10 protein-coding genes are annotated in these 13,348 nt (G+C 52.3%); 1 reads left to right on the top strand and 9 read right to left on the bottom strand.

The window, feature by feature from the left end; all coding sequences use genetic code 11:
* The first annotated feature begins 19 nt into the window (after nt 1–19).
* Nucleotides 20–463: a hypothetical protein gene (locus ACHZCX_RS21295; protein ID WP_319589212.1), complete on the top strand. Its 444-nt coding sequence runs from the start codon at nt 20–22 to the stop codon at nt 461–463.
* Between the two features lie 292 nt (nt 464–755).
* Here the strand turns inward: ACHZCX_RS21295 and ACHZCX_RS21290 are convergent, their stop codons facing one another.
* From ACHZCX_RS21290 to ACHZCX_RS21250, 9 genes are all read right to left on the bottom strand, one after another.
* Nucleotides 756–1,682 carry a hypothetical protein gene (locus ACHZCX_RS21290; RefSeq protein ID WP_319589211.1) on the bottom strand — a complete coding sequence of 309 codons (927 nt, stop codon included), beginning with the start codon at nt 1,680–1,682 and terminating at the stop codon, nt 756–758.
* Nucleotides 1,683–2,054: 372 nt separating this feature from the next.
* The gene (locus ACHZCX_RS21285; protein WP_319589210.1) at nt 2,055–2,753 is read right to left on the bottom strand and encodes a CpsB/CapC family capsule biosynthesis tyrosine phosphatase; all 699 of its coding nucleotides are present in this window, start codon (nt 2,751–2,753) and stop codon (nt 2,055–2,057) included.
* 58 nt (nt 2,754–2,811) lie between these two features.
* Nucleotides 2,812–4,413, bottom strand: a complete 1,602-nt coding sequence (gene tssA / locus ACHZCX_RS21280) for a type VI secretion system protein TssA (protein ID WP_319589209.1) — start codon at nt 4,411–4,413, stop codon at nt 2,812–2,814.
* A gap of 7 nt (nt 4,414–4,420) precedes the next feature.
* Entirely contained in the window at nt 4,421–8,026 is a 3,606-nt protein-coding gene (locus tag ACHZCX_RS21275) for a type VI secretion protein IcmF/TssM N-terminal domain-containing protein (protein WP_319589208.1), read from the bottom strand.
* Nucleotide 8,027: 1 nt separating this feature from the next.
* Nucleotides 8,028–8,708, bottom strand: coding sequence for a DotU family type IV/VI secretion system protein (locus ACHZCX_RS21270; RefSeq protein WP_319589207.1), 681 nt, complete (start codon nt 8,706–8,708; stop codon nt 8,028–8,030).
* Between the two features lies 1 nt (nt 8,709).
* Complete coding sequence (tssK, locus tag ACHZCX_RS21265; RefSeq protein WP_319589206.1) at nt 8,710–10,098, bottom strand: type VI secretion system baseplate subunit TssK; 1,389 nt, start codon at nt 10,096–10,098, stop codon at nt 8,710–8,712.
* A gap of 1 nt (nt 10,099) precedes the next feature.
* The gene (gene tssJ, locus ACHZCX_RS21260; protein WP_319589205.1) at nt 10,100–10,723 is read right to left on the bottom strand and encodes a type VI secretion system lipoprotein TssJ; all 624 of its coding nucleotides are present in this window, start codon (nt 10,721–10,723) and stop codon (nt 10,100–10,102) included.
* A gap of 3 nt (nt 10,724–10,726) precedes the next feature.
* Nucleotides 10,727–10,978 (bottom strand): hypothetical protein, encoded by a 252-nt coding sequence (locus ACHZCX_RS21255; protein WP_319589204.1) that lies wholly within the window; start codon nt 10,976–10,978, stop codon nt 10,727–10,729.
* 31 nt (nt 10,979–11,009) lie between these two features.
* The gene (locus ACHZCX_RS21250) at nt 11,010–13,331 is read right to left on the bottom strand and encodes a tetratricopeptide repeat protein (protein ID WP_319589203.1); all 2,322 of its coding nucleotides are present in this window, start codon (nt 13,329–13,331) and stop codon (nt 11,010–11,012) included.
* Between the last annotated feature and the right edge of the window lie 17 nt (nt 13,332–13,348).

The following is a 13,348-nucleotide window of genomic DNA, read 5'->3' as shown; positions in this document are numbered from 1 at the left end:
CGTACTATTGGAGAAACTCATGGCCAATTTGCTCCATCCCGCCCTGGTGGGCTTTGCCGACATCCGGCCCCAGGCAATAGACGACTGGCAACAGTACAAGCTGGAGGGGCGGCAATATCTCAATCTGGCGGAAACCGCCCATCGCAAAAAGAACAAGACGTTCACCACCGAGATCCTCTACAATCTCATCGCCATGGCCATTGAAAAATTGGTGATGAGCGGACTGATGGAGATTGGGCGCCTGCCCTTCAACCACACCATGCATGACCTGGTGGAGGCAATGGAACAGTGGATGCCGGAAACTATTCGGGGCTTGGAAGAGTCGATCCGCAACCTGGATAGTTACCAGGAAATCTGCGACCCCTATGCCTGCAGCATCAAGATGCCAACCATGGCCGAAATCGAAACCATGCTCATCCTGACCAGGCAACTGGAACAGCGGCTCGAGGCTTCAACTGCCTGAGGGTCTTTATTCGCATTTGCATTCAACATGTCCTCGTCAACATGTATATTTCACGCGGTCACAATCATTGGATTTGTCATTCCGAACGCATGTGAGGAATCCCGAGATTTCCCCTCGCTGTGCTCGTCGAAATGAGATCCGAGTAGATGCAACAATTCAGGATTCACATCGTGGGCCATGCCCGCGAACAAGGTTCAGTCTTGCGCAGCAATCTCTCCCATCCAAGACACAGGCTTTTCCGACTGTGGCTTTTATATGACAGAATGAGACTTTTTACGAAACCATCAAACTTCTATTTTCTATAAATTAAGTCTGGATAGAGTGTTGCCGCGCAATCGGGACAAATCCCATGGCTGAATTCTACATCGGCATGATCCCGGATGTAGATTTCAATTTGTTGCCAGTACCCATTGTCATTGCGAATTTTTTTACATGACGCGCAGATAGGCAACATGCCGCTGAGTTGCTTGATATCGAGGAGTGCCTGTTCCAGCTCCGTATTGGTCGATTCCAGATTGTTTTTCGTCGCAGTCAGTTGGGAGTTAAGCTGTTCCAATTCCTGATTTCGGTGGTGCAGTTCTTCTTGTGATCGAATTCGCTTCGTTATTTCCTGTTGGAGTTGGGCATTAAGCTGTTTCTCTTTTTCTTTTTCCGTCGATAAAACCGAATTCAGAGTCTCGTTGTGAATGCTCAGTAAAAGTCCGCGTAAGCTGGCGTTATGCATCATCTTGCCTGTTTGAAAAAGAATGGCGGCGAAGACAAACCCCAGGAACCCCAGGACCGTGAAGACCAGCCCTCCTTCTGCAAGCAGTCGAAGGGAGAGCGGGACCGCCGTCAGGACGAGATAGGAAATATAGGCAGGGGGCCAGGTGCAATACTTGGCAACGGCCGAAGCGGCTAATGCCACGATACAGATGGGCCAGATCACCTGATGCACGGGCGAATTTTCGGGCCACAAAAATAAGGGCGGCAAAGCCCACATCACACCGGATGCGACCACACCCGCGACATGCATTCTTGCCCACCAATAAATGGGCGCACCTAACGGCGCCTTGCGTTGGAAGGCGGCCACCAGAAATCCACGTGCGAGGCTGAGCACAACCAGTGTGCCGGACCACAGCAACAGTTTCCACTGGGGAACAACGTGCCAAAGAACAACGCACACTGAAACCATGATAACCATGATACCGGCCAGGCCACCCCAGGTTTGCCCATACAATTGCTGAATCTGTGCCTCCTGAACCTTGAGGACAACTTCAGCGCTTTCTTCGCTTTCCCATTTCTCAGTTGTTTTGTTCATTTCTGTGTTCTTGTTCCCAACAGTGAGCGAGTCAAGCCTGGAGTAGCCTGGTTCTAGCCCTGATGGTTGATATTTTGGTCAATGAAAAAAAACGACCGGAGTTTCCGGCAAAAGTCCTGGAATACCCACAAAAAGCTCAGGTCCGACAAATTGAGTGCTTTGCTGGTTTGACATGCCTCATCCCTGTTCGAGGGAGGTGTCGAGCCACAATGTCATACTTTTGCAAAAGACTCAACTGCCTAAAGCAAGGAGAGTGAGGTGAATGTTCCAGGATGGAGAACTGGACAAGCGTCAGAGAGGCAATCCGGAGATGATTTTCACGGGTGTGCCGAATACCATCCGCTGCGCCGCATCGATCCCGACAATCTCGGCGGCGGCTTGCATTCCAGAAGAGAGAAGGGGTTTGCGCCAAGTGGCAGAATGGGCATCGGTTGCAATGACGTCCACTACTCCGGCGCGCAGTAAGTGTTGTGCACACTGCTGGGATTCCTTACCGAATTCACCGGTCAAACTGCCAGCCGTCACCTGCACATAAATATCGTCACCGAGCAAATCCAAGAGTAATTTTGGATTGGCGCTGATTGACGGGTTGCGTTCAGGGTGGGTGATGATGGGTTTGTAGCCGTTGACGATAAATTGATACAGGATATCGTCGGCGTTTTTTGGGAGTTGTGTGTGGGGAAAATCAACCATGATATATTCGGTGTCGTTGATGGTAAAACCTTGCACATCTGTGGGCTTGAAGACAACGGAAACATCTGCTCCCCGCATGATGGAAAGGGGAATTTTCTCCTTGCGCAGCAGATGATTCAACCAGGCCACTCTCCTGGTGATCTCTGCAGGATCATAGAGTTTCTCGTTGAGATGCGGCGTAGCCACGATTCCGGCAACGCCGTCGGCCGCCGCCATCCTGGCCATGGCCATGGATTCGTCAAAGGTTTTCGGACCATCGTCAATGTCCGGTAGGATGTGGCAATGTATGTCGATCATGGAATAATTGGATCTGAGGTGGTCGTCCCCCAAATAGAACAATCTGGCTGCATGCGGGTTATTGAATAAGGTTGAAGGCGTCGGAAGGAGACAGCATGGAGATGCGCGATAGGGTCTCGTCCGCTTTCCGTTTCGATTCCGGATCATTCTGTGTCCGTAACACGCTCCAGACCGTCTTTAAGGCATGAAGCGCCATATCAGGATCCCACTCTTCCAGGCGATACGCATCATAATCCTTCATCAGCTCGCAGATATGCGGAATAGCCAGTTTCTCCATGCCGGAAAGCGTCAGCAACTGAACCATTGACAGCCGCCAGAGGTAACGTTCACGCCCCGACCTGCTGGCCTGCAGTAATGTCTGCATTTGGGAGAGCCCTTCCCCTTGTTTGCCGCTGTTCATTAACGCACGGCAGCAGGAAAATTCTGCCGCAACTTTTAAAGCGAGATCATCGCCACTGGCGGGTATCTCCACCTGACTTGCCGCACCTCCACTGCTGTCCAGAGTGCGCAGCCAGCTCTTGGTTTGACTATCGGCAAAAGGGGTACCGTCGCTGAAGGTGTAGTTCTCTATTTCACCGAAATGGCGTGTAAATCGGGCTGTTTCTTCCTCGACAACCTGCTTTCCGTCTCTGAACACTTCTCCCATCATGCCCAGCGCTTCTGCCACCAAGCGGTTCATGTCGAGCCAAAAGGGGTAGCGGCGGATAGTATAACACCCACTCTTTACCACTCCCCCCCAGTTATCGGCGCCTTTCATGGCGGCAAGCGAATTGGTTATCTGACGATCCGGCGGTGGAATGAGCGTTCTTTTGTCGGTTGCGGGCGGGAGTTTACTGATTTCGAACCAGGCAGAGAGGAGGTTGAGGCGATACCATGCCGGTTCCGGAGTTGGGCCGGCAAGCATGAAATCCACAAGCAGGTAATTTTTTTCTATCACCGATGCCAGCAGGCTGTTGGCATCATTTTGATTCGTCAGGGTGTGTAACGAAAATGAAGCAGCGGATAGTGCCTGCGGTTGCGACTGTTGTTCAGATTGCTTTGGCAGAGACTGCTGCTCACTTTTTGTAGCGGGTTGCGCTGTCGGCTGTGGCGCTGTTTCGGACGATTCAGGTTGTGCCTCGGTTTCCACCGGAAGGGCTCGGACAAATTCCAGTATTCTTCGCAGCGAAGGGGCATCAGGGCATTTTTCGGAGATTTGGTCGTACAGCGCCTCAACCGTGGCGGAAAGTTCCTGTTGTGTTTCCGTTGAAATCGGGGCTGGATCGGTGACTTCCCCTAACAATGCCTCCGTCCGCTCCACCCACCAGCCCAGAGCCTGGGCGCGTCCACGCATGCGCTTGACCGGGGGAAACATGTTCTCCCAGAATTCATGCATCAGGTCATTGAGGAGGACCAGACCGTTCAAAAGTCCCTGCGGCACCCCTTCGGTCCGCAGCAAAGCGAAAGCCAGATAACTGGCAACGAGAATATCCTTGGATCTGGTTTCCAGGATATTCGTGGCTATTTCAACGACTTTCTTCCAGTTGACTCCACCTGAACCTGCCGATGGCTTGGCGTCGATTTCAGCCTGCAGGGTCTCGAAAAGAGGGTCATACCGGATGTCATCCCCAGCAGTGTTGGTACTATTGATGGGAGAACGCCCCAGGTCGCGGATAATCATAGAGGCCTTAATGCTGACATGTCGTTATAATTGGCGGAACAGCCACCGGGTCATTTTCGGGCAGATTCAGCAGCTCATGGTGTCCCTCGAAAAGATATTGAATCCGTATCTGGCGAACGTTCATTGCCCTGAGGTCATTTCCATTCCTAGGAAAATCCTCGGGAGTAAAGGTGCGCTCACCGTTTTTGAAGTCGGAGAGGAAAGTGATAAAGCTCAGGCCGCCGCTGTACTTCCGCTCCAAGTCTAAGGCTCCGAGTTTAATGCGCAAAATCGTTTCGTCACAATCTTTAAAATTCCATTTGAACAATTTCTGCACCGGGTAATTCATGTTGTTGAGCGATTGGAGATCATCTCCGCAGGCAAGACTCAGAAAGGCCGATTCCGGTTTATGGGTCGCCTCCTTGTTGACGTGAATCGGATAAGCCTTGATTTTGACAATATAGCTCTCCTTGGGATCTTGGCGGCTCAGATTTCCTCGGTTGAGGAAATCGATGAACTGTGGGTTGAATGCAACCCGCTGTCCCCTGACTGATGTCGGTTGGTATCCTTGCGGACCGCCTCTGATAAACGGCGCAGCCGGCCCTTTGACAAATTTCAATACAATGCCCTGCGGTCCGAACAGCAGTTGCTGCAACGAAGATTCTCCGACCGCACTGGTTTCAGCCAAAACCTGAGATTCCCACTGTTCCTGTAACGAACAGGCCGCCTTCCTCGAGGCAATTATGGTAAAGAAATCGAGAGACGAGTTAATTATGTCCCAGTAAATTTTATCATCTCCCACATGACGCATCTGGGCCTGAAATGATTTAAAGGTTTCCTGAACCTTGGAAAACGGCGACGGTGCCAAGCCACCGGGCTCGGTGCTCGAAGGCATTGCTGCTGCGGAACCAGCGTTGGAAAACATATCAACTGCCAGGCGCATAGTAGTTGCATCGGTATTGATCCCCTTGGCCATATCCTGGAGAGCTTTTCGAAAATCCCCATAGGCATTGACCTCATCAAGGAAGGACTTGGTTTTATCCTTGTTGGGCAGTTCCATTTTTTTATCAGCCAAATCTTTGAGGAGATTCTTGCTCTTTTCCACCACTGCATCTGCGGCTTTACTGAAACCGTCAGCCTGCTTGTTAAAGTCGTTTTCACCCACCCGCACGCGAATTCGTTCATGTTCTCTTGCAAGTTTCAACCAGGGGGGAGTATTTTTTCCCTCTGCAAAGGGCTCAAGCTCCTTGACCATTCTTTCGATGAAAAGTTCGGCGGGGATTTTGTCGATGCCGATTGCGGCTGCCTGCACGTGCATCTCTTGATTTGAAGAAAAGATGGAAGCGCCTTGGGAAAAGTCCCGAGCAAAATTTTCCCAGACGGTGATGTACTGATGCTCATAATCGGCATTAAACAATCTGATTTGCTCATCCAGCGTTGAAGATTGGGACATCACTGAGTAAATCTGGCCTATAAAGCCATCCAATTTCTTTTTTCCGGCTATGGTGAAACAGGGCTCGATAAAGATGTCGTTGATATCTCCACTCCCTTCCCAAAACGAGCGCAAGGTGATGCGATTATCGACTTCGATACTGTCGATCCATTCCATAACCCAACTCAGATCATATTGCCCGGAACGTCCCGTAAGGATTTTACTCAGCTGCATCGACAGTTTTTGCTTGTTGATGGCGGCAGGTGTCAGATCGTCCTGCCAAGCGGAATAGTACAGGTAGATATCCTGGTATTGCCGTGCCAGTTCCGGAGTAACCCTGCTGTCCAGCAGCACAAGAAAAGCGCCTGATGGTGCCGGTAGTTTTTTCATATATTCCAGATCTTTCTTTTCCAGTCGGGCGTTTACAAACTGTAATCGGCTGACGATATTGGCAATATAGGAACCGCGTTCTCTACCGGGTGTTTCGGGAGTAATTTTTGCTATATTCGCATCTAACTTTGCACTGATAGTTTTATCGTAAAAGAACTGACTGAACATGTTGCAGTAATTATCTTTAAGCTGGGTCACGGCCAACTCGCTCTGGGTCAGTCCGAATCGGGGCACCCACCAGTGTCTGTTGCTCTCTTCCATGATAAGGATGATGGTCCGGAACCGGTCCAGGATCAAAATATCTTCCAGGATGCTCCCGGTCAGATACGTTGGCGCCTTGAATTCGGCCACATACTCGTTGATGACATGCCGGTTCAGCATGTACGAGGTACTCGCAAGACCCAGTCCGCCGCCAAGAATCGCCAACCAGGCGATCATCCCGAGCCCCCAGTTGACGCGGAAATGTCGCACCGTTGCCCGGAGGGAGGTATGCAGCCAGCGATCAGCTGTCAGCACCCCGTCAAAAAAATCGAACAGAAACAGACTCCGCTTGGTTCCGGGAAGGACGTCCGTTAAGAGGAAATCTGAACGAGCGTTTCTAGTGGCTGGCGCATCCAATGTGTAGGGCGCTGATCCAAGAGGAGGTTCCTTTTCCTGCAGCGAATCGGCATGCGCAGATTCCAGGCATTGAATGGAACGGGAAACAGGTGTTCCGCTCTGCTGGGCGCTGGAAAAAAATATCCCCCGCATGAGAGGCGATTCTTGATAGGGGTTCGCTCTGAATATCCCCTGCATGAAATTTTCAAGCCCCTGTTGTACCTTGCGAATCTCCTCAGGAAGGAGCAACAGGCCGGCACTGTTCCCCTGAACCTTGTCCAGCAGCATGAACCTCATATCCCTGAGCCGCTCGCAGATATTGTCCAGCGTCAGGCGAATCACATCGTTGATCGGTCGGGTGCAATCATCGTTGATGACCCCCATCGGCTGCTTGAAGAACGATTCGGGGAGGTTCTTCGCCATCTGCTCCATGCCGTAAATCTGATCGCATTTTGTCACCAGAATGTAGACCGGAAACTTGGCGCCTAAAACCCGCATAAGCTCGTCAACCCGCAGCCTGAGAGCACGTCCTTCTTCCGCCAGGGTGTCACCGTCCGCCTCTAAGAGTTGGTCTGCGGCAACTGTAATCACCAAGCCATTGAGCGGTTCCTTTCTGCGAGCTGCCAGGAGCAGGGTGAGCAGACGCTGCCACTCGTCGTGGTCAGCGGTGTCTAGGGCAGGGCTTGCATATTTTCCGGCAGTGTCCAGGATGATGGCGTGTTCGGTAAACCACCAGTCGCAAAAACGGGTTCCAGAACCGGCCGGATTCATAACCTCGGGGAAAGGGGAGGGGAGCCTTGCGCTCCGAATTGCCGAAGTTTTGCCGCTGCCACGCGTCCCCAGCATCATGTACCAGGGCAGCACATACAGGGGATCACCCTTTTTGGCCAAATGCGATTCTTTTAGAAGAGAGAGTGAATCAGCCCACTGCCGTTCAAGGCTCAGAAGATGTTCAACAGAACTGTTGTTGGCAACATCCGTGAGCGGCTTTTTCTGTTCAATCACCTGTTTGACGAACTGTTTTTCCCGGCGCCTGATCAGGAGTTTTTTCAGACCATACCATCCGAGAACAAGCCCTATGGCGAGAAGGATCAGCGAAGCCCCGCTCCAGAGTGGCCACTCCTTGATGTACGTCATCCAAAATGCCCCGAAAAGGACGCCGATCACAGCTGTACAGATGAACAGAAATTTGCAGATTTTGAGCAGAAGATTCATGCTATTTGGACTCCAGATGGATCATTTTTTCAACCATGCCATCAAGCAGAGTGCTGTACGAATAATAGGTCAGGGTGAGGAAAACAAGCGGAGCCAGGATCATGAACAAGGTGACGAACGAGAAGGCAACGCGGGGCAGAGCACGTCGGCGGGGCGCTGATTTTTTGGGGTACGATGCAGGAAAAAATTGCTCCTGATTGCCGGGTGTGAGCAGGGTGTGTTCCCTTTTGAGCCGTGAAAACTCTCTTTGTTTGATCGTTTCCAGTTCGCTTGCCATCTCTGGCGAGAAATAGCGCCCCTTGAAGCCAAGGGCCAGACAGTGGTGAAAAACTTCGCGCACCTGGAGCTCGGACTCGCTCAGGTTATCCATTCTCGTATAGAATTCTTCTCCAGCCCTGTTGGTGGAGTAGAACGCCCGCTGCAGCAATTCCCCCAGCCAGAGGTCGGACTCTGGCAGGTTTGAGTTGAGTATGGCCTCGTCTATCCAGGCGCAGACTGCAAAACGGGCTTCGTTGTACTCCTGGGGTGCAAAACCGGCATGATCCGCTCTTTTTCCACTTTCATCCAGCAATCTGTGGATGATTTTATTTGCCTGCGGCAGGGCGACAGACGCATCGCTACCGGTGCCGACCATGTGGGCGGTGTATGCAAGAGGTTTTAAGAAGCAGTCGATGAGCCGCATACTATCTCCTGATGACCATGAGTTCTACTTTGAGGTCTTTGGGCGCGCCCTCCCAGTGCATGGCAAGGCTCTGTTCGTTGACAACAGACTCCCATTGCTTGTCGGTCTCGTTCAGCCGGAAGAAAGAGCTGTTGGAACTGCTCAGTGCTTCGCGTGGGGGTTGGGCCAGAAAACTGAGTTCAATCCCGGCCAGTGCTCTTTTGGTAATGGTCGGCAGGTAGGACAGGGAAGTGACCCGGGCGAGGTGGGCAAGTGATTCAAAGATCTGTTTCAGATCCAGTGACGTCCACAGCACCAGATAATAGTGATTGCGCGGTTGAAAAATATCCTGGCTCAGTTTTTCCGCTCTAAAGATGTCGCCATCACGCTCCAGCGGGATGATGTACTCAGGGCCGGAAACAAAATCAGACAAGGCTATTTCTATGGCATTTTGCACACGACTGAAACAGTCCCACAGAGCTGTGTGGTTGTAAGGCGGCACTGTTTCGCCCGTCAATATTTCTCCCATGACGTCAATGGAAGTGGAAAAGGTCGAGAGTTCCGCCACCAACTGCCTCAGCGCCAAATAGGCGTTATATGGGTTGGCGGTTCCGGATTCGCACATCTGTGAAAGCACCGGAATGTGACGGTTCAGGCAAGAGAGCGCCATGAGATAGGAAATGTAGCGAGATTCCGACTCGCCGGTCTCCAGGTTTTTCAGTCTTTTATACCCTTCGAGTTGTCGTCCCCTTGCGGCCAGCCGATCGCGAATATCCCGCACCATGGCAAACAAACGGTCTGAGGAGCGCAACGACAAGACAGGAGGAATGAAACCGGGCAGCAACCGCACTCGCTCGGTTATTCTCTCCAGTCTGGCGATCGGAATGATTTCGTAATTGTCCAGCAGGGCCTTTTCGGTTTCCCAGAACAGTCTGAGTTGATACTGCATCCCCTGCACCTGCGCCGTCTGTCCGTTGAGATAGAGATCCCGCACTTCTTCCGGAGCCGAGGCAGTGATAAAACGAGTTTTGATATCGGCAAGTCCCCGCATTTCTTCAACAACAGTCACGTTGGGCTCCATCTGGCTCATGGTGCGCAGGCCAAGATAGATCGTGATCGGTTTGTCCCAGTTTTCCCAGGCATCAACAAACGAGCGCGGCTCTAGAACCGCGTTGCCGGGGAAAAGTGCATAAACCCCGCTGGGGAAGAGGAATTTTCCACTCAGGATTTCAAATGACATCGTGGAAAGCGCCGACTCCTGGATGTTCATTTCGGCAACACCCCAGAAATACGGTTGCAAGAATTCCCATAAAGGAGAAAGGCGTGATTCCTGAAAAAGGTCATTGAGCTGCAAATGCTGGGGCTGCAGGAAAAGCCCGTGTCGCCAAAAGAGTGGCCGAGTGAATTCCATATTAATTGCTCCCGTACTGTTGGATCATGTTCCGTCCAGCAAAGATGTTAATATTGAGCGTCCCGGGTGAAGCGAGCACCTCCTGCTTGCCTGGGGTTACCTGAACAGGGACCTCGAACAGTCGCGTTACCTGATCGGGATCGGATTGGAAGTAACCGGCCACAATACCGACAAAACGGCTGTTTTCAGCCCGGTCGATCCTGATGACCCGCTCTTCTCCCGGCTGGAAGAAAAATTGATCGAACGAAGTCACGGAAGGATCAAAGCGGTGCGCTGCCATGATTTCAGTGAGTTTTTCGCGATTGACGCCATAGCTCAGGTACACACTGGGGTCGCTCATTTGGTAGACAGCGACCGCCAGGGTGTGTGGTTCGTCGTCATAATAGTTGAGCGTAGCATCCGCCTTGAAGCGGATTTCGATAGCCTTGGCGGCAAACGTCCACTTCACCTGGGGCACGGGATAATTTTTCTTGAGCTCCTCATTGGCTATTCTGGCTTTTTCATTAGCCTCCTTGGCTGCTTCCAGGGGTGTGAGCGGTGGGGGGGTTGGTTTGTCGGCAAACCATGAGCAGCTTGAGACAACCAGCATCTGCAACAGTAATAGGGCAAAGAATATGAGCCGCATGAATTACTTATTGTACCCCACAGTGCAGAAGGTGCTGTACAGAAAATAGTTATGGACAGTGTACTGGATGGTATCCGGTTTCTGCACCAGAGTGCTCTCTCCAAAAGGGCCCATTCCGAGGAAATACGAGGCGCACTGTTCTTCCACCTTGTGCATGATGGAGGTATCAATCGGTCCGGTTCCGGTTATTGTTTGCGTGCAGCTGACCGCAAGAAAAAGCAGGGGCAACACTGCTGCAATACACATTTTTTTCATGCTCTTCTCCTTTGGTCTGCGGTGAATGCTATCACCAATCCACACCCCTGGTCAGGAGATAATCTTTAGCCTCTTGCAGGTTCATGCGAGCGGCGGCCTTAATATCTGTCATTCCCGGTTCTACAATATTGAGCTGCGTTCTGAGCAACCCGCGGCTGTAATAGGCCCGTGCAAAATCTGGCTTGATGTCGATAACTTTGGTGTAGTCGGAGATTGCCGCAGGAATATTGCCGGATTGTTCGCTCAAGGAGCCTCGCCCGAAATAGGCATCGGCCAGGCGGCCATCGAGTTCGATCGCGCGCTTGTAGTCGGCCTGGGCCTGTTCCGTTTGGCCGACTTGCTGGTTTGCCAGGCCACGATTTGCAAAAACCTCGGCACTTTGGGGGGCAAGTTCGGATGCCGTGTTGAAATCCTCGAGAGCCGGCCGGTATTTACCTGAAGCCAGATAGGATAACCCGCGATTATAATACATGAAGAACGGTTGAAACGATCCCGCCACTTGATGGAGTTGCACATCGGGATACCGATAACGATACGAGGACGTGCTCTGATCCGGCTTGATCAGACCGAGCGCGAGGCTGTAGTCGCTGATGGCCTGATCGTAATTGCCGCTTTTCTGGTAGGCGTATCCCCGGTTGCTGAATATCGGTGCATAGTTGGGGTCAAGGCGGGCTGCCTTGTTAAAATCGTCTATGGCCTGGCGGTATCCGCCGTTCTGCATATTGGAATAACCCCGATTAAAATAGTCCTGCGGGTTGTCTGCCCGTAACTCAAGGGAGCGGCTGAAGTCCAGAGCAGAATCACGGTAGCTCCCCATCATCTGCAGCGCCTTTCCCCGGTTGGAATACACAACCCCATCCTTACCGGCGGTTTCGATGGCCTTGCTGAAATGGGTGATTGCTTCCCGGTATTTTCCCTGCTTTACCTGAAAAATTCCGGCCTCCAGAGAGGCAGTGCCAGACACGACCGTCCCGGATGAAAGCACCGTGTCGAAATCCTTAGCCGCGCAGGTATCGTCTCCCTTGGCGGCGCAACTGACTGCACGGCCGAGATACGCCTGGTAATAGGTTGGGTTGGCGGCAATGGCGTCGGAATAATCTTTGATGGCGCTGTCGTAATCGCCCGCTTGAAAGAAGGCGGCGCCTCTGCCGGTCAGGTATTCCACATTGCCAGGGTCGTACTCGATGGCCTGGGTGTAATCTTTGATTGCGTCCGCCGGATTGCCAAGCTTCAGATTCGCTCTGCCGCGGGCCGCCAAGGCCAGCGGATATCGGTGGTCCAGGCTGATTGCCTTTGAAAAATCCTTTGAGGCATTCAGCGTGTTGACCTCTTCAAGAACGAGCCCGCGCTGGTAGTGAAAATCAGCCCGGGTTGAATCGGCCTTAATGGCTTTCCCATACTCGACGAGCGAGTTGTTGAGCTCTTTCAGCTTGAAATGGGCATTGCCGAGATTGGCATGTATGGTTGCCGGGTCATACCCCGCGTCCAGCGCTTTGGTAAAATCGGCGATTGCCGCCTCCGGCTTTCCCGATTGAACCAGCACAATACCCCTGCCAAACAGCAGCCCCGCTTTTTCCGGCTGTTCCTCCTGGGAGGACGGTGAAAAAGATCCTGGAGCGGCTCCTTCTTTTTCCGCAAGCACCGCCAAGGCCCGGTCGTAGTCCGCCAGCGCTTTCTGATAGTCGCCGGTTTTCAAATACGAGGCCCCACGGTTATGGTACGCTTCGATCCGATTTGGATCCATGGCGATAAGTGTACTGAAGCGGGTAATGGCTTCGGCATAGTCTTTCTGGTTGTAACTGTCGATTCCTTTGCGGAACAGGTCCCTCATCGCGTTGCTGCGGATCATCAGAGCCAAGGCGCGGGTCGCCGGCGTGACGCCGTCCGCGTGGGTGCTGGCGGAGATCAGCGTCTCCCCGCTCTCGGTATCCAGAAATCGAGCGGAAAGTATGGCAATGGCCTCTTCGCTGTCTGCGGTTGCGTTCTGGAGGCAACTATATGAGCCCACGACAACAACACGAGCACCGAGGCTTTTTCCCAGACGGGCAAGTTGAGTATCGGACGGAATGTTCACAAGGTTTATCTTCGCTTTTGCCGCAGCCTGTTTCACTTTCTCCGGGCTCAGCACCGAAAAACCGATTGCGGTCAGATTGGCGGCAAAACGGCTGGTGATCAGATCATTTGCGCTCTTTTGTTCGGAGTTGACCAAAGGGAGCAGGGCCACAACCTGACCCGGATGGTATGTATAATTCAGGCTAAATGTCACCAGAGAATCGTGGCCGCGCAAGGTGCTGTCGCGGGCGCAGGAAGTCAGCAGAAGTACTGTGAATATAAGGAGAAAAAGCCTGGTCATATGGACTGGCACAGTTA

It is taken from the genome of uncultured Desulfobulbus sp. (assembly GCF_963662935.2).
Lineage (GTDB): Bacteria > Desulfobacterota > Desulfobulbia > Desulfobulbales > Desulfobulbaceae > Desulfobulbus.
The sequence above is the reverse complement of the archived record's forward strand: the minus strand, read 5'-3'. Positions and strand labels throughout refer to the sequence as shown.